This is a genomic window from Thermosipho africanus Ob7, from assembly GCF_003351105.1.
In the GTDB taxonomy this organism is placed as follows: Bacteria; Thermotogota; Thermotogae; order Thermotogales; family Fervidobacteriaceae; genus Thermosipho; species Thermosipho africanus.
Genome location: NZ_NKRG01000008.1, coordinates 26,406 through 48,082, shown reverse-complemented (window position 1 = coordinate 48,082; position 21,677 = coordinate 26,406). Strand labels below are relative to the sequence as shown.

General features: G+C 31.2%; 21 protein-coding genes, 1 tRNA gene and 1 riboswitch. Of the genes, 15 read left to right on the top strand and 7 right to left on the bottom strand.

Annotated features, from left to right (window positions below):
- Positions 1 to 3: 3 nt before the first annotated feature.
- The 4 genes from OB7_RS08395 to OB7_RS08380 all read right to left on the bottom strand — a co-directional run bounded on the left by OB7_RS08395 (position 4) and on the right by OB7_RS08380 (position 4,186).
- Positions 4 to 1,215 (bottom strand): extracellular solute-binding protein, encoded by a 1,212-nt coding sequence (locus OB7_RS08395; protein ID WP_114703042.1) that lies wholly within the window; start codon positions 1,213 to 1,215, stop codon positions 4 to 6.
- The gene (locus OB7_RS08390; protein WP_114703041.1) at positions 1,212 to 2,546 is read right to left on the bottom strand and encodes a glycoside hydrolase family 3 N-terminal domain-containing protein; all 1,335 of its coding nucleotides are present in this window, start codon (positions 2,544 to 2,546) and stop codon (positions 1,212 to 1,214) included. The genes OB7_RS08395 and OB7_RS08390 overlap by 4 nt, the downstream gene beginning before the upstream one ends.
- Positions 2,539 to 3,567 (bottom strand): ROK family transcriptional regulator, encoded by a 1,029-nt coding sequence (locus OB7_RS08385; RefSeq protein WP_114703040.1) that lies wholly within the window; start codon positions 3,565 to 3,567, stop codon positions 2,539 to 2,541. The genes OB7_RS08390 and OB7_RS08385 overlap by 8 nt, the downstream gene beginning before the upstream one ends.
- 199 nt (positions 3,568 to 3,766) lie before the next feature.
- Positions 3,767 to 4,186, bottom strand: a complete 420-nt coding sequence (locus tag OB7_RS08380) for a type IV pilin protein (RefSeq protein WP_346252950.1) — start codon at positions 4,184 to 4,186, stop codon at positions 3,767 to 3,769.
- Between the two features lie 389 nt (positions 4,187 to 4,575).
- Here OB7_RS08380 and glyA point away from each other — a divergent pair, with 389 nt between their 5' ends.
- A complete protein-coding gene (gene glyA, locus OB7_RS08375) occupies positions 4,576 to 5,850 on the top strand; it encodes a serine hydroxymethyltransferase (RefSeq protein ID WP_114703038.1) in 1,275 nt (424 codons plus the stop codon).
- Between the two features lie 31 nt (positions 5,851 to 5,881).
- On the opposite strand, the gene OB7_RS08370 is transcribed toward glyA, so the two are convergent.
- Both OB7_RS08370 and OB7_RS08365 read right to left on the bottom strand, forming a co-directional pair.
- Positions 5,882 to 7,408 carry a glycoside hydrolase family 36 protein gene (locus tag OB7_RS08370; RefSeq protein WP_114703037.1) on the bottom strand — a complete coding sequence of 509 codons (1,527 nt, stop codon included), beginning with the start codon at positions 7,406 to 7,408 and terminating at the stop codon, positions 5,882 to 5,884.
- A gap of 20 nt (positions 7,409 to 7,428) precedes the next feature.
- Positions 7,429 to 8,517 carry an agmatine deiminase family protein gene (locus tag OB7_RS08365; RefSeq protein WP_170128455.1) on the bottom strand — a complete coding sequence of 363 codons (1,089 nt, stop codon included), beginning with the start codon at positions 8,515 to 8,517 and terminating at the stop codon, positions 7,429 to 7,431.
- 201 nt (positions 8,518 to 8,718) lie between these two features.
- On the opposite strand from OB7_RS08365, the gene OB7_RS08360 reads away from it, so the two are divergent.
- Complete coding sequence (locus OB7_RS08360; protein ID WP_114703035.1) at positions 8,719 to 9,879, top strand: putative DNA modification/repair radical SAM protein; 1,161 nt, start codon at positions 8,719 to 8,721, stop codon at positions 9,877 to 9,879.
- Entirely contained in the window at positions 9,880 to 10,452 is a 573-nt protein-coding gene (locus tag OB7_RS08355; protein WP_114703034.1) for a DUF4130 domain-containing protein, read from the top strand.
- Here the strand turns inward: OB7_RS08355 and OB7_RS08350 are convergent, their stop codons facing one another.
- Positions 10,453 to 11,925 carry a GGDEF domain-containing protein gene (locus OB7_RS08350; RefSeq protein WP_114703068.1) on the bottom strand — a complete coding sequence of 491 codons (1,473 nt, stop codon included), beginning with the start codon at positions 11,923 to 11,925 and terminating at the stop codon, positions 10,453 to 10,455.
- A gap of 133 nt (positions 11,926 to 12,058) precedes the next feature.
- Between OB7_RS08350 and OB7_RS08345 the strand changes: the two genes are divergently transcribed.
- From OB7_RS08345 to OB7_RS08290, 12 genes are all read left to right on the top strand, one after another.
- Positions 12,059 to 12,135 (top strand) — tRNA-Pro (locus OB7_RS08345).
- 34 nt (positions 12,136 to 12,169) lie between these two features.
- Positions 12,170 to 12,338: riboswitch (cobalamin riboswitch) on the top strand.
- A gap of 52 nt (positions 12,339 to 12,390) precedes the next feature.
- The gene (locus OB7_RS08340) at positions 12,391 to 12,774 is read left to right on the top strand and encodes a GIY-YIG nuclease family protein (RefSeq protein ID WP_114703033.1); all 384 of its coding nucleotides are present in this window, start codon (positions 12,391 to 12,393) and stop codon (positions 12,772 to 12,774) included.
- On the top strand, positions 12,771 to 13,712 hold the full coding sequence (gene cobT / locus OB7_RS08335) for a nicotinate-nucleotide--dimethylbenzimidazole phosphoribosyltransferase (protein WP_114703032.1): 942 nt from the start codon (positions 12,771 to 12,773) through the stop codon (positions 13,710 to 13,712). Before OB7_RS08340 ends, cobT begins: the two co-directional genes overlap by 4 nt.
- Positions 13,709 to 14,206 (top strand): bifunctional adenosylcobinamide kinase/adenosylcobinamide-phosphate guanylyltransferase, encoded by a 498-nt coding sequence (cobU, locus tag OB7_RS08330; protein WP_012579954.1) that lies wholly within the window; start codon positions 13,709 to 13,711, stop codon positions 14,204 to 14,206. Before cobT ends, cobU begins: the two co-directional genes overlap by 4 nt.
- On the top strand, positions 14,203 to 14,814 hold the full coding sequence (cbiR, locus tag OB7_RS08325) for a cobamide remodeling phosphodiesterase CbiR (protein WP_114703031.1): 612 nt from the start codon (positions 14,203 to 14,205) through the stop codon (positions 14,812 to 14,814). Before cobU ends, cbiR begins: the two co-directional genes overlap by 4 nt.
- Positions 14,811 to 15,509, top strand: coding sequence for an adenosylcobinamide-GDP ribazoletransferase (locus OB7_RS08320; RefSeq protein ID WP_114703030.1), 699 nt, complete (start codon positions 14,811 to 14,813; stop codon positions 15,507 to 15,509). Before cbiR ends, OB7_RS08320 begins: the two co-directional genes overlap by 4 nt.
- A complete protein-coding gene (locus OB7_RS08315; protein WP_114703029.1) occupies positions 15,510 to 16,913 on the top strand; it encodes a cobyric acid synthase in 1,404 nt (467 codons plus the stop codon).
- Complete coding sequence (gene cbiB / locus OB7_RS08310) at positions 16,894 to 17,736, top strand: adenosylcobinamide-phosphate synthase CbiB (protein ID WP_114703028.1); 843 nt, start codon at positions 16,894 to 16,896, stop codon at positions 17,734 to 17,736. The genes OB7_RS08315 and cbiB overlap by 20 nt, the downstream gene beginning before the upstream one ends.
- Complete coding sequence (locus OB7_RS08305; RefSeq protein ID WP_114703027.1) at positions 17,685 to 18,665, top strand: aminotransferase class I/II-fold pyridoxal phosphate-dependent enzyme; 981 nt, start codon at positions 17,685 to 17,687, stop codon at positions 18,663 to 18,665. The genes cbiB and OB7_RS08305 overlap by 52 nt, the downstream gene beginning before the upstream one ends.
- 1 nt (position 18,666) lies before the next feature.
- Positions 18,667 to 19,176, top strand: a complete 510-nt coding sequence (cobO, locus tag OB7_RS08300) for a cob(I)yrinic acid a,c-diamide adenosyltransferase (protein ID WP_114703026.1) — start codon at positions 18,667 to 18,669, stop codon at positions 19,174 to 19,176.
- Positions 19,177 to 19,308: 132 nt separating this feature from the next.
- Entirely contained in the window at positions 19,309 to 20,991 is a 1,683-nt protein-coding gene (locus OB7_RS08295; protein WP_114703025.1) for a S8 family peptidase, read from the top strand.
- A 207-nt stretch (positions 20,992 to 21,198) separates the two neighbouring features.
- Entirely contained in the window at positions 21,199 to 21,657 is a 459-nt protein-coding gene (locus OB7_RS08290) for a hypothetical protein (protein ID WP_004101070.1), read from the top strand.
- Positions 21,658 to 21,677 lie beyond the last annotated feature (20 nt).

The following is a 21,677-nucleotide window of genomic DNA, read 5'->3' as shown; positions in this document are numbered from 1 at the left end:
TTTTTATTCTTCTCCGTCTAAAATCTTTTGAATTTTCATGTTGTACTCAAAGAGTGTGGTATCAATATCTGCATCTTGGAGTATTATTTTTTCAATTGCTTCGGTTAATACTGCCTGAACTTTTGGCCATGCAGGAATAGATGGAACAGGTTTTGCATATTTATTTTGTTCATAGAATACCTTGTGCAATGGATGGTCTTCAAACCATGGGTCGTTTCCTGCATCTACATGTGATGGGAATATTGCAGGCCAAATCATTGCAACTTCCATTGCAATATCTGGTCTTATAAGAAATTCTACAAGTTTTTGTGCTTCTTTTTTATGCTTAGAATGCTTCATTATTGCAAGAACTTCTGCTCCTGCAAATGATGCATGTGTACCATACCATGCTGCTGGCTTTGGTATAAATACAACGTTAAATGGTGTTTCTGGATAATTTGTTTCAAGGTAGTCAATATCCCATGCACCACTGACATATAGCCCTATCTTTCCTTCGCCAAATGCCTTTGCAAGGTCTGCTTGTTTTGTCTTCAATGAAACCTTAGATAACGCCTTATAAAATTCTGCTGTTTCTTTTACCTTACAAGAAGTAAGAAGTGCTCTCTTTCCATCTTCCGTAATAATATCTCCACCTGTTCCCCAAACTGCCGGTAAGAACCATTGTTGCCATGGGCTATAATTTTCTCCAGCTGGCATTCCAAAACCGTAGATATCGTCTGATAATTCATTTATCTTTTTTGCTGCTACATAAAGTTCTTCCCAAGTCTTTGGAGGATTGTCAGGATCAAGACCAGCTTTTTCAAAAAGTTCTAAATTGTAAAAGAGAGCCCTTGTTCCAAGAAGCCATGGAACTGCCCAATAGCTTCCTTGATAGTATACCGTGTTCCATCCAACATAGTCTTTACCATAATTTTTGTAAAAGATATCCATACTCTCAAGTGCGTTTCTTTCTGCAAAATTTGCAACCCATGTGTTTCCTAACTCTACAACATCTAGATCTTCTCCTCCAGCAATTGCAGTCACTATCTTGTCAAAGCCATTAGCCCATGAAAGTTGTACGTATTCTACTTCAATATCTGGATTTTCTGCCATGAATTTTTCAAGAACCTTTTTTGCATGTTCATCGTTCATCATAAATCCCCAGAATGTTAACTTCGTCTTTGAAAAACTAAGTAGTGCAACTACAACCAATAAAACTACCAAAATACGCTTCATAGTAACCCCTCCCCTTTAAAAAGTTGTAAAACATGATATATTGAAATAAGCTTTGAAGAATACGGATTTACATATTCAACATCTTTTTTCAATACATCTCTTAAAAAAATATAAATAACACGCTTTGCATTAACATTTTCAACTTTGTCTAAAACAAAATATATAACTGTATCCTCATTACTAATTTCTGAGCTACTTGTATAAATTTTTGCGTCTTTAAACTCTTCTTTTATTAAATTTCTTAGGTATTTAAGATCCTTCTGGGAAGTATCTGCAAGGCTGAGATTTTTTGCTTGGGGGATTAAAAACGATGGATTTTCAACAGGAGAATCTAATTTAAAATCAATTGCTTGCTTTGCAATTTTAGATAAAAACCTTGTAGGATAAGTGTCTGATACATATTTTTCTTTTATCTTCTTTATTTTTTCAACCTTTTCTTTTAAAAGTTCAATATCCAATTCTCCACTTTTAACCATGGAATTAAAGGTTTCTATCAGATAATAATGATTTTCAACATCTCCAATAAGGATTATGTCTCCATCTGCTTCAAAGAATCTTTTTATAACTTCTTTTGGTGAATAATTTTTGTAGAGAGCTTTCATTTCAAACGCATCAGAAATTATTAAACCTTTATATCCAAATTTTTCCCTTAATATACCCTTTAAAATCTTCTTTGAAAGAGTGGCAACTACTTCATCTAATTTTGGGTACATAACATGTGCAGTCATTATAAAATCAACATGCTTTGATAGTTCTTTAAATATCATCATATCTTCATCATTTTCATCAAAATCAAAAACTACTGGAAGAGTGAAGTGGGAATCCTCTTTTGCTTTTCCATGTCCTGGAAAATGTTTTAAAGTAGGGGCAATATTTTCATCTAAAAGCGATCTAATAAACTCCAGCGCACGCGCCATTACAATCTCATGATCATCGGAATATGCTCTAAACCCTGTAACATGGCTCGAATTTTCATGTTTTACATCAACAACAGGTGCAAAGACCATATTAAACCCATGTAGCTTCAACATATGAGCAAGGTAGCTTCCAAATTCGGATGCTCCCCCCACCTTTCCAATTGCCATATTTCCAGGTGATGGAAATATATTTGGAACAGTCTCAAGTTGCCCTCCTTCATGGTCACTTGATATAAAAAAGTGATATCCTTTATCAAACAGTGAATATATTCTTTCCATGTTAATCTGTAATTTAAACACATCATTCATATTCTCAGGATACAAAATTATTCCACATGGATTAATTCTTTCAAGCAAATCTTTATCAAACTGATTTTGAAAACCTATAAAGAATAAATTACCAAAATCATTCATTTAAAATCACCTTCTTACAGAAATACTCAATTCCTTCTTCTTTTAAAAACATATTTTTTAACACATTTATTGCCGCACCCTCTGCATTCACAAATTCCCTAGCATCTTCAATAACTATTTCCATCTTTCTATGTTCATACATATATACTTGCTCTACTATAAAATCTCTTAAATTTTCAATACCTGAAATTAAAGTAATATTACCACCTATAACCACAATTTCTGGATCTAAAATACTAGAAATTTGTCCTATCTTTTTTGAAATATCCACAAAAAATTCATCTAAAGAAACCGATTTTTTCAAAAATTCTTCATATGAAATCTTTTTATTATAAATACTTTTATTAAGCTTGTATTCACCAGAAAAATTGCTGTGACCATAATATGGTTTTCCATCAATAACAATTCCAACGCCAAAACCAACTGGTTCATTTACATAATATGGAACAGACAATTGGAAATAAACTATATTTTTACTTTCAAGACTATATCTTGTTGCACCACAAATAGAATCTTTCTCTACAAAAATTGGTATGTCCAATAAAAGAGTATTTTCAAGATTAAAATTTTTTAAAGAAAGGGCTTCAGAAAAAACTACCGTATTATTTTCAATGATACCTGGAATAGAAATTCCAACACCAAGAATATCTTCGTTTTCTTTAACAATTTCTCTTAAAATGAAAGCTATATTTTTTTCATTAATCTTTTGCACAATCTTTTTTTTATCTAAAACATTAGAAAACAAATCAGTTTTTACACATTCAATACCATCTTGCTCTACAGAAATTCCCAATATGTGTCCTAATTTTTCGTTAAATGAATAAACAATTGTTTTTCTTCCTCCCAAATTTGAAGGAGATAACTCATCTGTTTTAATCAAAATATTTTTTTCTCTAAGCTTTGAAATATTTCTCGACACAGTAGATTTTTCTAAACCTAAATCCAGAGAAATACTCTTTGCAGTAACAACTTTATTTTTCCAGCTATAGCTTATTATTTTTTTCAAAGAATCTGTTATCATTCTACCTACCCCTTTATGTTAGTTGGTTGTTTCAATCAACTAACATAATTATACAAAAAAGATCCCCATATCTGTAAAGTCTTATTTTAGTCCAAAAAATTCTTTCTAAACTAATTAAAAAGAAAATTCTCTTATTTTCTTTCATATTCAAAGAAAAAAGCCCTCATTTAAGAGGGCTTTTGTCAAAAACAACTTCTTATTACCACCACTTTTGAAGATCAAATGTTAATTTAAGATTATTTCCATCTTGTGTAACTTCAGGCATTCCACTTTTTTGAACATCTGCAAGTGCAATATCATTTTTTGTATATTCAATAGTTACTGTGTACACTCCACTTCCACTATCAGCTACAGATACTGTAAATCCATCTGGAATTGAGTTAAGATATTTTCCTTTTAAATCATTATCTACATTCAAACTTGTTGGGTCATCAGGATTATTAGTATTAAACCAATTTTCTACCGCAGACTTTATCGCCCTAAAGTTTTGTGCTACCTGACTTGCTTTTGCCTTCTTTACTGCGTTTAATGCAAGTGGTGTTGCAACTGAAAGTAATGCGGCAATAACTGCCAAAACGATCAAAAGCTCAACTAAAGTAAAACCTTTTTTCATTTTCATATGTTCCCCTCCCTTTAAATTTAGTAAATAACTTTCTGAAGATATTTTACCAAAAAACTTTATTATCATCAAATTTAATAAAAGATTGATGTTGTTTTTCACTTTGTTTAAAACATACATTTTCATCTTCTTTAAAACCTTATATATACTAAACAGCTAAAAATAGATGTTTATTATCTGTTTATTATATTATCGACCGACAAATTAAAATTTTGATTGAAATTTATATTTAGATTTTATCATAAATCTTTTTAAAACCAAAATAAAAGTTGTCTTAAAATGATTTTTTGTGTTCTTTGTTTTTAATCAATGTTTTTTATAGTTTTTAAAGTATATTGTTAATGTTAGAATATTAATGACTAATACAAAATAAACAGGAGGGATATTTCATGTGGGAAAACGTTAAAAAGACTGACCCTGAAATATATGATGTTATATTAAAAGAATGGGAAAGACAAGAATACGGACTTGAACTTATTGCTTCAGAAAATTTTGCATCACTTGCTGTAATTGAAGCAATGGGAAGCGTTTTAACTAATAAATATGCAGAAGGATATCCTGGAAGAAGATACTACGGTGGCTGTGAATGGGTAGATGTTGCTGAAAAGCTTGCAAGAGATAGAGCAAAAGAATTGTTTAACGTAAAGTACGCAAATGTTCAACCACATTCAGGCTCACAAGCAAATATGGGAGCATACTTTGCCGTTTCCGAACCAGGAGATACTATAATGGGAATGTCGTTAAGTCATGGAGGTCACCTCACCCATGGTGCTTCTGTAAACTTTTCTGGAAGAATATATAACGTCGTTCCATACGGTGTAAATCCTGAAACCGAAGTAATCGACTATGATGAGGTTAGAGATCTTGCCTTAAAACACAAACCAAAGATTATAGTTGCCGGAGGAAGTGCCTACTCAAGAATAATTGACTTTAAAAAATTTAGAGAAATAGCAGATGAAGTTGGAGCATATCTCATCGTAGATATGGCACATTTTGCTGGTCTTGTTGCAGCAGGAATTTATCCAAATCCTGCAGAATATGCTCACATAGTAACAAGTACTACTCACAAAACATTGAGAGGTCCAAGAGGTGGTATGATATTAACCAATGATAAAGAATTGTACAAAGCAATAAATAAATCAATATTCCCTGGAATTCAGGGTGGACCATTAATGCATGTAATTGCTGCAAAAGCTGTTTGTTTCAAAGAAGCATTAACAGACGAATTTAAAGAATATCAAAAACAAGTTGTAAAGAACGCGAAAACACTTGCAGCAGAACTTGAAAAAAGAGGCTTGAGGATTGTTTCAGGTGGAACAGACACTCACTTAATGCTCGTTGATCTTAACCCACTAAATGTTACTGGAAAAGCTGCAGAAATTGCACTTGGAAAATGCCACATTACAGTAAACAAAAACACCATTCCAAATGAAACAAGATCTCCATTTATTGCAAGTGGTATAAGACTTGGAACACCAGCACTTACAACAAGAGGAATGAAGGAATCTGAAATGGAAGAAATAGCAGAACTTATTGTAGATGTACTAAAACATGTAAAAGACGAAGAAGGAAATGTAGATGAAGAAATCATTGAAAAAACACAAAAGAAGGTAAAAGATCTCTGCACTAGATTCCCACTTTATGAAGGAAAAATTAAGTTATAATAAATAGATGCGTCCCAGCTGGGACGCATTCTTATTTTTTACCCTTTAAGAAATCTTTATCTGGATAATACTCAGATTTTTCTGTTTCAAGACAAATTCTAAATTTAACTTCTCCAACTTTTTCATTTTTTGTATAAATAGTAAATGCCTTGTCCATAATGCCTTCTACAAAATATTCTCCATCTTTTAATTTTAAAGCTGTCGGAATGAGAAAATCATCTAGTTCAAGTTCTAGATCATCACTTACAAGTATCATGTTATCAAGCATTCCCGCTGTTATTGCAAACATCTTTTTTTGATTTGTTGTAAGATTCGTCTCCGTTTTTCTAAGAAGCAAACAATCTGGATCATTCCACCAAAGTTTTTTGTTCATAAAATACCTTGTTATTGTATTGCGAAGCGCGCTATATGCATTTGGTCCTAAATTATCCGGAATTTTTGGATCATAATAAGGTGCTGTATCAGGACCAATTCTCATTCCATCAACATAACCGATTGACGGAAGAAGAGGAGCTCCACACCCAAGGATGAAATTGTCATTTACCGTTTTCCTTATTTTTTCCATTCCAAGCCTATATGCACGAATGGGGGATATATTTTGATATCTTTTTCCAGGAATTGCACCTGCAAATAAGAAATCTATTTTAAAATATTCAAATCTTGAATCTTTTAGAACTTTAAAAAGAGTTTCAACAAAATCTAAAACTTCTGGATTACTCAGATCAAGTGCGTAGATATTTTTTCCCCAATTTTGATACGCTACCTTTGGATTTCCATCATCATCTTTTACAAGCCAATCTTTGTGCTCTTTAAAAATGCTTGAAGTTTCAGATACACTAAATGGAGCAAGCCATATTCCAGGAACAAATCCAAATTTCTTTATAGTCTCTGCCATTTCTTTTAACGATGGGAAACTTTCTTTTGGCTGCCAATCTCCTATGTCTTTTTGCCAAGAATCATCTATTTGAAAAACTTCAAATGGATAATTTTTAGCAAGTTCAAGATTTTTCAAAACATCATTCCAAGTAAGTTTTTCAAAATAATAATACCAACTTGACCAACCTACAGGATTCCATTCCTTAAATTGTGGTTTGTTATAATCTCTAAGGAGTTCTCCATACTCTCTCAAAAGCATATCAATATTTCCACTCAAAACAACTAGTGGTTCTGTTTCAGTATAATCTTCAAATTCTTCTTCAAAATAATCGATATACCCTTCTATTTTTCCATCCTTTATCAAAAAATAAGGATGGCCGATCTTTGATGACAAAAAACCGTATAATTTATCTTTCGTAGCAATAAAATAGTCACTAACAATATAATCTAGTAATAACTCAGGATTTGGATTAGGTGAAAACCTTGCTTTTTCAAGAAAATCTTTTGAAATATTAAGTTTAAAATCCTTAGGTATAACCTTTGTTGGTCCCCAACTTTGCCAGTTATTGATCAAAATATAATTATCATTTAATTCTTCCTCAAATACTTTAACTTTTCCAGGCTTTCCTTTGATTTTCTTTGATAGTATCTTTCCATTTTTAAGTTCTTTAATTATTTCCATACAATCCCTCCAAATATAGTTTAATTATATTCTACCATTTTTGGCTGTTGAATTGTAACACAATGTATCATACCTCCATATTTATATAATTCTCTAACATCGATACCTACAACTTTTCTTTTAGGAAAAATATTTTCAAGTATTCTTAAAGCAACGCTATCATTTGGATCATTATATACTGGTACTAAAACAACTTTATTTGCAATATAAAAATTTACATATGAACCTTTATACCTCAAGTTTTTTCCATTTTTCAAAGTCACATTATTTTTTGTAAGTGGTAAAAAAACAAAATCAAATTTCTTTCCTTTGTTATTTTTCGCAGAATATAAAATTTCTATATCACTTTCTGAAAGTCCCCATTCTATTAGTTCTTCTCTTTTCATCGTTATTATCTTATCCTTATAAACTTTTGCAAAACCATCAATGTGAAAATCAGTGATGTCAATTCCTTTAACTCCTTCTAAAACTACAAACTTACTTGCTCCAAGATATTTATTTAAATAGAACTTTAACTCTTCAACTGACAAATTCGGGTTTCTATTTTTATTTAAAATAGCACTTTTGGTTAATAAACATGTACCATCGTCTCCCAATTCCACAGCACCTCCTTCAAGAACAATATCTTTAAGATTAATTATTTCCAAATTTAATAATTTTCCTATAAATTTTTTTAAGTTTTTATCTCTATTATATGGTACTTTCCCTCCCCAGCCATTAAATCCAAAATTTAATACCACTAAATTTTTATTTTCATCGTATACAAAAAAAGGCCCAGTATCCCTTATCCACACATCATCTGTTTTATATACAAAAAACCTTACATTTTCCATATTTGCTTTAGACCTTTCTAAAATCTTTGACACTCTATACTTTTCATTTCTATCGTATACAATAATGCATACTTTCTCTGAAAAACTTAAATGCTTTGCCATCTCAATCCATATTGGCTCAAGTTCATCTCTATACTTTTCTCCATATGTGTGTTCATGAGGCCAAACAAGCCATGTAGTTTCATGTTTAAAATATTCTGCTGGAAATTTGTAAATCCCTTCAGCGTAAGTTAACAAAAAATTGAAATACAAAAGGAATAACAAAATCTTTTTCATAAAAATCCCTCCCATAGTCATTTTTGACTATTTAACTCTAAGGGAAAAATACATAAAATTCAATTCTTATACAATTTTTATATATTTTTATATAAAAAAACAAAATTTTATATAACTTTATACCTCAAGATTACTCAAAATTTTGAAAAATACATTTTTTCATGATATAATATATACAAACGTATACTTGGAGGGGTTGATATGACACTTGAGGAAAAACTAAGTATTCTTTCTGCTGCTGCAAAATACGATGTTTCATGCTCTTTTGGGAAGAGAAAAAAAGATTTTGTGTACTACAGCGTAGCAAATGGCAGGTATGTTCCTATATTAAAAATACTATTTTCAAATGCATGCATATACGATTGTGCATATTGTATAAACCGAAAATCAAATAACATAAAACGTGCAAGTTTTACGGTGGATGAAGTTGTAAAACTAACTGTGGATTTTTACAAAAGAAATTACATAGAAGGTCTTTTTTTAAGTTCGGCTATAATAAAGGATCCAAACTATACTATGGAGCAATTGGTAAATGTTGCAAAGAAACTAAGAGAAGAAGAAAAATTTCCTGGTTACATTCACTTAAAAATAGTTCCAGGAGCAGACGATACATTAGTTGAAAAGGCTGGAATGTACGCAGACAGGGTAAGTATAAATGTAGAATTTTTAAAAAAAGATGCATTTTTTAATCTTACACCTGAAAAAAAGCCAGAAGCAATACAAAAACCATTACAAACTTCCGCAATTAAATATCTTCAATACATCGAAGAAAAAAAGAAATATTCACATGTAAAGCCTTATTCTCCTTTGGGACAAACAACACAGATAATAGTTGGGGCAACTAACGAATCAGATAAAAAAATTATAGAATTTTCAAGCAAACTCTATAAAATATATAAACTTAAAAGGGTGTATTATTCAGGGTATATAGCCATAAACAAAGATAAAAGGCTTCCACAAAGGAGTGAAAATTCTTTAAGAGAGCACAGATTGTACCAAACAGATTTTCTCATAAGGTTCTACAATTACTCTATAGAAGAAATTTTTGATAATTCTGAAAATCTTGATTTAAATATCGATCCAAAATCTTTGTGGGCCCTAAAACATCCAGAATTCTTTCCAATAGATATATCCAAAGCAACATTTGACGAATTAATAAGGATCCCCGGGATTGGCCTTAAATCTGCTCAAAAAATAATCATGCTCAGAAAACATGGAATACTTAACTTTGACACTCTAAAAAAGGCAGGAATTTCTCTAAAAAAAGCAAAGGACTTCATCTCTATTAAAGGAAAAAACTTTAAAACTTCAAAGACTTATATGCCCTTATTTGAATTTTCTAAAAATGGGTGGGATTTGTAAATGATGGTATCATATGATGGAACCTTTAATGGACTGCTTAAACTAATTCAATTTTGCTATAAAAACAACATAATACCAGATTTTGTCTTAAAAAAAGAAAGGAAAATATCAATTCTTATCGATCTTTCTGAAATAGAATTTACTAAAAAATTCATACACGACAGTTATATTTTTCTACCATTTCTTTCTGAAATAAAAAATATTGAATCGCTAATTATAAAATATGTTATTACAAAAAATACCTTTTTAGAAAAAACTCTTAGAAAAATTTCTAAAGATGTATTGACTGAATTTGAAAAAATTAAAAGAAAGCTCTACTTTTTAGAACACAACGGAGTATTTATATCTTCATTTTCCTCTAACTCGAATATAATAGATCTTTTATTTTTATACTTTCTTGAAAGACTAAAAAATGAAAAATTCATTATATACGATGAAAAAAGAAATATCGTTATTAGTTATAATAACCGAACAAGAAAAGTATTAAAAGAAAATAGAGTAAATCTTTTTGTAAAAAGCTACGATCCTGCTCTGCATCTTTGGAATATATATCAAAAAAGTATTACCGCATAACTATTTTCCCCTTTTCATTTTATACATTAAATCATCTGCTTTTCTAATAGCGTTGTCTATATTATTATCTTCAATCTTTGAAATACCCCATGAAAATGTTGGTGAAAACTCAAAGGATTTTTTAAACTCTTCAAGAATTTTTTTCATTAAATCTTTTGCTATACTCTCATCTTTGTTTTTCAAAACAACTAAAAACTCATCTCCACCCATTCTAACAAGAAGATCTGAAGAGCTAATATATGACTTAATTATACTTGAAAGTTTTTGTAATACCTTATCTCCAACATCATGCCCCAGCGTGTCATTGATTTGCTTAAATTTATTTAGATCAACAAAAACCAATACATCTCCTTTTTTCAAAAAGTTACTATTTAAAACTCCCCGGTTGTATGCACCAGTTAATTTGTCTATAATACTCTGTGCGTATAATATATTTACCTCCGTAGATTTTTCTTTATATTCAAAAAGAATGTTAAACACAAAACTTAAATATATAGCTATTACACCGTATGGAGAAAAAAATCTAGCCGGCACATTTAAAATCATAACTAGAGCATCGTGAGATACAGTTATTGCAAAAAATGATGAAAAAATCATATCAAGAGGTATATACGCTCTAAAAGTTATATATACTAAATACAAAGAATCAAGTATTAAAAGAGGAGATACATATGTTGAAACTAACTTTAGCTGATAATCGGAAAATGTTAGCAACACAGAAACTCCCGCAGCAAAATTCAAAATTGACACAATTTTTGCAATTTTACTTACCTTTGAAAAATTATAAACCTCAAATCCAACTATTATTAATAAAAGCGAAAAATATGCAGTTGATACAAATATTTTCCTTAATGGAAACCAAAAACTTTCAAATGACAACAAATCAAAAAGCCAGACCGTTGCAAAAATACTCGAGAGCCCAAAATAAACATATGCATTTTTTCGCAAAAAATTTGCGTTTTTCGAAAGCATTAAAAGCAGTATACCAAGAGTTAACACAAGACCTATCGATATATTTATTAAATTATCCGTTAAAAATCTTAAAAAGACATATTTTTTTCTTTCACCCTCTTTTATCAAATAAAAACTATCAAGCCCTATTGAATAAACTCCGCTAATTTCAACTTCCAAGCTATTTATATTATTTGGAATCTCAAACAACATCGGCACAAACCAAGAATGCGCATTTCTATCGTTAAATCCATATTTTCCAATTAATTTCCCTGAAGAATAGACTTTAATATATGAACAATCAACATATGGGAAATATACATAACTATATCCATTTGGAATTTGAAATTTCAAATGGAATGTCCTTCTTGAATTTAGAGTTGAAGAAATCGGAAGAGAAATTCCATTCTCCGCCTTTACTATTTTTACTCCTTTAGGATATGATAAATAATAAAAGGATATGGGAAAAAATGCAAATATGATAAAAGCTATCAAAAAGTATTTTAAATAAAATCTAAACATCAAAAAAACGCCTCCCACGTTTTATTTTAACACAAAAAAGCAGGATTTTTATCAAAATTCAACTTTTTACAAACTTAAAAAAGACTGATATAGTTTGACATAAAAAGAAAGATAGAATATAATTTTAGTGTATCGGGGTGTAGCGCAGTTGGCTAGCGCGCTTGCATGGGGCGCAAGAGGTCGCTGGTTCAAGTCCAGTCACCCCGACCAAAAGGCCGGGCTAACCGGCCTTTTATAGTATATAATATAGAAAACCATCATAGGTTAAGGGAACACCGGTGAAAGGCCGGGGCTGCCCAGCAACCGTAACCGGGGACGAAATCCACAGGATGCCACTGGGAGTATTTCCTGGGAAGGCGTGGAGAGTAGGTTGATCCGGGAGCCGGGAGACCTGCCTATGATGAAAGTCACTTCCCGAATGCTAGGGCATTTCGGGGAAATTTTTGTTTTTATTAAGGTGAAAATATGAAAGGATGCTACTTACTATTAATTGAATTGCCAATAGATACCAAAATAAAAAAATGGAATCTAAAAAAAGGTACTTACGTATATGTAGGCTCTGCTATGAACAATATTGAAAAAAGAGTATCTAGGCACCTGTCCAAAAATAAAAAGTTGCACTGGCATATTGACTATCTTCTCGATAAATCAAACGTAAAATCAGTTGTAATGGTTTCTTCAGAAACAAAATGCGAGGAAAAGATTTCACTCTACATGTCTCAATTTTTTACAGGTCCAAAAGGGTTTGGCAGTTCAGATTTAAAAGTACAGACCAATCTATATTATATAGATAATTTCGATAATTTTTCAAAAATACTTTCAAACATACTCAAGGGGGAATTAAAATGAACGAGGCAGGATATCTTGAAGAACTTGCCAGTAAACTTTTTAAAATAAAAAAGCAAATTCCATTGCCAATGTTCAAGGACAAAAGAGTTTATGTATTTGCAGCAGATCATGGAGTAGTACAAAACGGAGTTTCTGCGTATCCTAAAAACGTGACCTATCAAATGGTTTTAAATTATTTTAAAGGTGGTGCAGGTATAAACGTCTTTGCAAGACATATGGGGCTTAAATTTTTTGTAGTAGATAGTGGCGTAGATTATGATTTTGAAGATAATCCTTCATTGATAAAAATGAAAGTAGGATATGGCACAAAAGATTTTTCAATGGGGCCTGCAATGACAAGAGAAGAAGCAATTACATGTATTGAATATGGAATGAAAGTTGCAAAAAAAGCTATAAGCCAAGGAGCAGATTTACTTGTAATAGGTGACAAAGGTATTGGAAATACAACAACGGCAACCGCAATATTTGCCTCATTTGGCTTTGATGTGAATAAAATAACCGATATTGGAACACCTATTCCTCCTTCTTCTGTAATAAAGAAAAGAAATATTGTAAAGAAAGCTTTGAAAATAAATAGGCCAAATCCAAATGATCCAATTGATGTTCTCTCTAAGGTTGGTGGATACTGCATAGGTCAAATGGCAGGTTTCATCTTAGAAGCTTTTAAAAATAAAGTCCCCGTGGTTATAGACGGATTTCCAACAACCGCCGGATTTTACCTAGCGTATAAGATAAATGAAAGAGTTTTAGATTACGCCTTTTTCGGACATTTATCAAAAGTAAAAGGGCATAAAGTCATTTTGGATAGCCTAGGTGTAAGGCCTATCTTAGATCTTGATATGAGGCTTGGTGAAGGAACAGGTGCGGCATTATCCGTTTATTTAATAGAAGCCGCTATAAAATACTTTAACTTTAAAAATGAAAAGGTGATATCATGATAACCCTTATAACTGGTGGTGTAAAATCAGGAAAAAGTAGTTTTGCTTTAAAGTTATCAGAAAACTTTAAAAAAAAGGCATTTATTGCAACTGGTGTTGCTTTTGATGAAGAGATGAAAAAAAGAATAGAAAAACATAAACAAGAAAGAATAGGTTTTGACACTTTTGAAGAACCAATAGAGGTCTATAAAATCATTGAAAGTCTAAATCAAAAATATGAAGTTGCAATACTTGACTGTCTCACAACCTATCTTGGAAATCTATATTATTATGAAAAAGATATAGAATATTATACAAAAAAACTTATTGATTCACTAAAAAGAGTTAATTACAACTTAATTATTGTCACAAACGAAGTAGGATGGGGAATAATACCAGAAAATAAACTTTCAAGAAAATATGTAGACAACTTGGGACTGCTCAACAAAAAAGTTGCTTCACTTTCAGATAATGTTTATTTAATGGTATCGGGGATAGGGGTGAAAATAAAATGAAAATAGGAGCCACTTCTTGGCTTATTCCAGGAGGTTATCTTGAAAATGTTAAATTAGTTGCTGAAATAGTCGATTTTGTAGAACTTCTTGTTTTTTCATTTGACATGGAAACAAGACATATGCTAAAAAATGAACTTCCAGAACTTTATAAAATCTCAAAAAAATACGGACTAGAATACACCGTACACCTTCCAACAGACTGTATAAACAACGTCGAAGATGCATTTAATTTTTTTGAAGAAAGTAATTTACCAATATTAAACTATGTTGCCCACCCAATAGATTGTATAGAACCTTTATTGAAAAAATCAGACAAAATTTCCGTGGAAAATCTAAAAAAAGACATTTTAATACACAATAGAACGGTATTTGATATAGGTCATCACATCTTAGGTATGAAAGTAACAAAAGAATTTTTCGAAAATACCGTAGAATTTCATTTAATGGGGGTAAAAGGAGATCAAGATCATCTAAAACTAGACAAAGAAACACTTTTGCTTTCAAAAGAATACATGAAATTAATGCCAAATCTTAAATATATATGTTTTGAAGTCTTCGATCTAAACGACTTTTTAGATTCCTACAACCTCTGGAGGGAAAATTTATGATAAAAAATTTTCTTCTTTCACTTTCCTTTATCTCAAGACTTCCATTAAATATTAAAGTAAATGACTTTGATAGAAGGGTTAAAAAACTTCCAAGCTTTTTTCCACTCGTAGGTTACATAGTTGGTAGCATATATTATTTTGGAGCCTTATCAAATAACCTGGCACTTAAAGTCTTTTTTCTTGTCTTAGCATTTTACTTTTTCGATCTTTTCCATTTCGATGGATTTTTAGACACACTTGATGGTTTTTTAAACCAATCAACCAAAGAAAAAAGATTAGAAATCATGAGCAAAGGAGATGTGGGTCCTTTTGCTGTTTTCTTTGGAACGCTGTTTGTAGTAATTTTCTGGAACCTTTATCTAAATGCAAACCCATTTCACTTCTTTGTATCATCAACATTTGGAAGATATTCTATGGTCCTTTTAATGGCATTTTCAAAGCCTGCAAAAAAAGAAGGTCTTGGTGCATTATTTTTTCCTTTTGAAAAAAAGAATTTATTAATTTCAACAATCTTTACATTTTTCCTTATTATATTCTTTAAACAATATATCATTTCATTGACTGTAACATTGATAACTACTTATTTAATATCAAAAATCGCTACTAGCAAAATTGGTGGTGTAACAGGAGATGTTCTTGGTGGAACTTGTCTTTTCGTAAATGGACTTATTTTACTCATACTTGAGGTGGTATAGATGGTGTTAATGATACAAGGAACAGCCTCAAATGTTGGTAAAACCACTATTGCAACAGCTCTTTGCAGATATTTTGCAAAAAAAGGAATAGACGTAGTACCGTTCAAAGCTCAGAATATTTCTCTAAACAGCATAGTAAGCGATGACGGTGGAGAAATGGCAATTGCACAGTATATACAGGCAATTGCCTGCAACAAAAAACCAAGTTATATTATGAATCCCATACTTTTAAAACCTGATATCACTGGCTCCCAACTTATTGTAAAAGGAAAACCAGTAGAAAAGATTAAAAACAAAAAATACATGTATTCATCCAAAGAAGAACTTTTAAATATCGCATATGAATGTCTTAAAAATTTAGAAAAAAAGCATGAACTTGTCATTGTAGAAGGTTCGGGATCTGCTGCCGAGATAAATATAAAAGATATTTCAAATATGGCAATTGCAAAAAAGGCTAACGCAAGTGTAATATTGGTTGCAGATATTGACAGGGGCGGTGCTTTTGCACAGATTGCAGGAACTATGGTTTTATTCAATAAAAAAGAAAGAAAATTAGTAAAAGGGTATATATTCAACAAATTCAAAGGAGACAAAAAGCTTCTTTTGGATTTTCCTGAAAAGTTTGGAAAAAGATTTAATATAAAGTTTCTTGGGACTATAGAATACTTTAATCATAACCTCTTTGAAGAAGATATTACTCCATTTAAAGAAGGAAAAGGTGATCTAAAAGTAGATATACTAAAACTTCCACATATATCAAATACCTTTGACTTTGAACCTCTCTTTTTAAACACAAATGCAAGGTATGTAGAGAATATAAGGGAAGATGTTGACCTAATTATAATTCCTGGTACAAAATCAACAATCCACGATTTGCTATGGCTAAAAGAAAAAAATACACAAATCAAAAAGGCCCTTTCAAAAGGTGCATTTTTATTTGGCATATGTGGTGGTTATCAAATGCTTGGCAAAAAACTTGTAGAAGAAGAAAAAGAATATGAGGGACTTGGATATCTCAATTCATATACTTACTTTATAGACAAAAAAACTGTAAGAAATGTATTTGCAAAGGAAAAATTATTTAATACAACCGTAAAAGGTTTTGAAATTCACCATGGAATTACAAAATCATTTGAAAAACCTTTTTCAAAAATATATTTTAATAAGAAAGTCATAAAAGATGGTGCCATTAAAGATAATATCTTTGCAACATACATTCATAACATATTCCACAACAATGATTTTCTAGAAAAATTCTTAAACTTTTTAAGAATACAAAGGGGTTATTCAAAAAGAGATATAGTCATTAGAACTCTGGAAGATGAAATAGATAGAGTTACTGAAATCATAACATCTAGTCTTAATATGAAGGAGATTGAGAAAATTGTTTATTCTTCTAATTAGTCTTCTAATGGACATAACTATTGGTGAGCTTCCTGCTTTTATTCATCCTGTTGTATATATGGGATTTATTGGAAAGTTTTTTGAAAAGTCAAAACATGCACGTTTTCTTTTAGGCATGTTTTCATTAATTTTAGAAATTTTGTTTTGGCTTTTTTTGTATAAAACTTTATTATCAATCTCAAAATGGTTTGAAATTTATTTTTTAACATCCACTTTTTCTATAAAGTCATTATATTCTCATGTAAAAAGGTGCTACGAAGATGACGTGGAAAAACTTAGAAAAAACGTATCATGCATTGTAAGTAGGGATGTTTCAAAATTAAGCAAAGATAAACTTTATTCTGCAGCCCTTGAAAGCTTATCTGAAAACATATCAGATGGTATAGTTGGTCCTCTATTTTACTACTTAATTTTTGGAATATACGGTGCGCTTATATATAGAGTAGTTAACACTTGCGATGCGCTATTTGGATATAGAAATGAAAGGTATGAATGGTTTGGAAAATTCCCTGCAAGATTTGATGATGTATTAAACTTTATCCCCGCAAGAATTACTGCTTTATTAATTGCCCTTTTTAATTTTAAAGGTGCCTTTTCTTATCTAAAAAAATACAGAAGACTAAAAATAAACTCCATGTATCCAATGAGTGCGTTTGCTGGCGCATTAAACCTTGGATTTGAAAAAGTTGGAGTTTATAAACTTGAAGGAAAACGTGTTGAAAAAGAGGATATTTTAAAGGGACTATCTTTATATACAAAGGTGGTGTTTGTGTGGATAGCAATAGTTTTGTTCACGGTGGTATTAAAGACGAAAATTTTTTAGATTTTTCAATATCTGTAAATCCAATAAAAATTGACTGGATTGAGGATGTTATAAGAAAAGATGATATTTTTAGATACACCTACGTCGAATGGATAGAAGATAAATTTCAAAAAATTTTTGGAAAAAGTGTAATAGTTGCTGGTGCAACCGAAGCATTTCACATAATAGGATATCACATTTTAAACGATGCCTGTGTTATTATACCCAGACCCAATTATTCAGAATACTTTAAAGTTGCACAATTTTCAGCAAAAGAAATTAAAACTCCGTGGTATTTTGTAAATAAGGACCTTGACTTAAATGTTATTGAGCACGAAATAAAACTTGCTAGTAAAAAATTTAAAAAGATAGTGTTAATACTTGGAAATCCAAATAATCCAACAGGGATTTATAAAGACTTAGAAGAATTTTTTAAATTAAATCAAAATATAGAAATTGTTCTAGATGAAGCCTTCATAGATTTTGTAGAAAATCCAAAAGATTATGAAAAATTTGACAATGTATTACTAATTAGAACCTTTACAAAATTTTTTGGAATCCCCGGAATAAGGGTCGGATATGTGAAAACAAAAAAATACAAAGAAATATTTAAAAAATATAGAATGTCATGGGCTATCGGTGGAATGGGCTACACATTTTTAAATACCCTTTTAAAAAACATCGAGACAGTTAATAGTTTTAAAGAAATAACCATTTCATTTTTAAAGGAGCAAAAAGAAAGATTTAAAGAATTTATCTACACAAAAAGTGATACCAACTACTTTCTAGTAGATGTCTCAGATATAGATAACTTTTTAAATTTTTGCCACAGTAGAAAAATTCATGTTAGAGATGCAAGAAATTTTGGATTAAACCTTGTAAGAATCGGTCTTAAAGATAAAAAAAGTAACGAACAATTACTTAATACACTTAGAAAATGGAGGGGATAAAATGGGATATATCCATGTTTACACGGGTAACGGCAAAGGAAAAACAACTGCGGCTTTTGGACTTGCACTTAGGGCAGCCTGTGCTGATAAAAAGGTGTTTATTGGCCAATTTATAAAAGGAATGGATTATAGCGAGCTAAGAGTTCCGGAATTTATAAAGAACATAGAAATAGAACAATTTGGAAGAAATTGTTTCATCTTTAACAAACCAACTCAAGAAGATATTGACGCAGCAAAAAAAGGTTTAAAAAGAATTGAAGAAGTTTTAAAAAGTAAAAAATATGATGTGGTAATCCTCGATGAAGTAAACGTTGCAATTTACTACAAGCTATTTTCTGTTGAAGATGTCTTAGAAGTACTGAATAGTAGAGATGAAAATGTAGAAATTATTTTAACTGGAAGATATGCTCCAGAAAAATTTATAGAAATTGCAGACCTCGTAACTGAAATGAAAGAAATTAAGCACTATTACAAAAAAGGTGTCAAGGCAAGAAAGGGAATAGAATTTTAAAAAATCAAATTTTGATTAAAAATTTATCAATAATTTGTCGTTTTGGTTTAAAAAATGAATATAAAAATAGATAAAATACTCCATGTCTCTATAAATTACTTTACCACATTTTAGTAGGGGGGATAGAGGGATATGAAGAAAGTTTTATTGATTGTATTGGCGGTAGTTACTTTTGTTTTATTTGGGTGTATGGATTCAAATGTTACAAAAAATACTGATGAAGCTGTTCCTACAAATCCACTAGAATTTCTTAAAGGAAAAAGTTTATCAGATCTTACACTTGTTAGCTCAAAAGCAACAAGTTATACAACAGTTTACGGTACAGTAAAACTTCCCGATGGAACATATGCCCCATACAGTGTAGAAAATCAAAATGTAGAATTTGTAAAAGGCGAATATGTTGTTTACTACGAAGGAGATATTCAAAACATTTCAAAATTGGGAATTTCTGTCGAAAATGCATATTCAACTAACAGCCTTGATGGAAAAAAAGCTTACATATTCAAAGTCAAAGCAGATGACAAAAAATTAGATGTTTTAAAAAAACTTGGAGGAGTAAAATACATAGAACCTAACTACATTTACAGAGCTTTTGCTGTTCCAAATGATTCTTACTACAGCTATCAATGGCATTATGAAGCAATCAATTTGCCAAAAGTATGGGATGTTATAAAAAGTGCAAACGTGGTTGTTGCAGTTGTTGACACGGGAGTAAGCTTTACACACCCAGACTTGCAAGGTATCTTTGTACAAGGTTACGACTTTGTTGACAATGATAATGATCCAACAGATCCTGCAAAAGACGTGAGCCATGGAACACACGTAACAGGTACAATTGCCGCATTAAGTAACAACGGAAAAGGTGTTGCAGGAGTTAATTGGGGTGGATACGGTATAAAGATAATGCCTATAAGAGTACTTGGAGCAGATGGTTCTGGAACGCTTGACGCAGTTGCCCAAGGTGTAAGATACGCTGCAGACCATGGAGCCAAAATAATAAATATGAGCCTTGGTGGCGGTGGCAATTCTCAAATTTTAAGAGATGCAATCCAATATGCATATAATAAAGGTGTTACAATTGTCTGTGCAGCAGGTAACGAAAATGGACCTGTTTCATATCCAGCCAAATACCCTGAAACAATTGCTGTTGCAGCTGTAAGATACGATCTTCAAAGAGCACCTTACTCGAACTATGGACCAGAAGTTGATGTTGCAGCACCAGGTGGAGACACCAGTGTTGATCAAAATGGCGATGGTTATGCAGATGGTGTTTTAAGTACAGCATGGACTCCAAGCAACGGAGATACTTATATGTTCTTACAAGGTACATCAATGGCCGCACCACACGTAGCTGGCGTTGCTGCATTATTGTATGCTTCTGGAAAAACTCAACCAGAAGAAATTAGAGCTGCTTTGAAAAATACTGCAAAAGATTTGGGACCAACTGGTGAAGATGACTACTACGGTGCAGGTTTAATAGATGCATACGCAGCTATTAACTACAATGGCGGAAGTACAAATCCACCAAATCCAGAACCACAACCAAGTGATGTAGAAACAAAAGTTTTCGTATTAAGATACAATTTCTGGACTGGAAGCTATGAAGTGGTTAGTGAATACGGAAAAGTCAGCAACGGAAATTACACATTAAAATCCGTAATTCCAGGTTACTATTCATATGTATGTGCATGGAGAGACTACAATAACAACGGTGTTATAGATACAGGAGATTACTTTGGATACAAAGGAAGTTACACATTTAGCTCTGGTAGAACCTATGGACCAATCGATATTACAATGCAAGTAGAAAATTAAAAAATACAAATTATATAAAACGGGGCTTCTAAATAGAAGTCCCGTTTTTTTTTTAATCTAAAAAGTAAAAAAATCTACTTTACGCTCAAAAAAAATAAATTTTGATTTATTATTTACCAATAATTTATTGATATGGTTTTGATAATGCTCAAAATATAGATAAAATTAAAAATGAAAATTTAAATCACAATTTAAAGGAGGGAAAGTATGAAAAAGGTAGTTATTCTTCTTATTGCACTTTTAAGCTTGGCTGCTTTTGCCGCTGGTACTGCAAACATTAAATTAAACCCAAACGGAAACTGGACACAAACATTAACTTTTAGTGTTTCTCAATGGGTAAAAGTTACTTGGGACTACGATGAAACACAAGTTTTTGCAGTTGATGATACCACAGGAATTGCAAACGTTGGTAACATCAGATTTGAATCAAACAAGACATTCAAGATGTACTATCAAACAACTATTGTTGCAGACGGTGGAGTAAGTGATTTAGCAGTTAACGAAGTTAAAGTAGGAAGCACTATATTGAGCAACGATAACACAAATCCAACAAGTGTTTCAACAAAAATTTTAGAAGGTAACCTTGCAATTACATTTGGTGGAGATTATACAAACGCATCAGATGATTTTACAGTAAAATTTGACTTTACCTTCTTACCATTATAAAAAATTTTGTGAAATTGCAA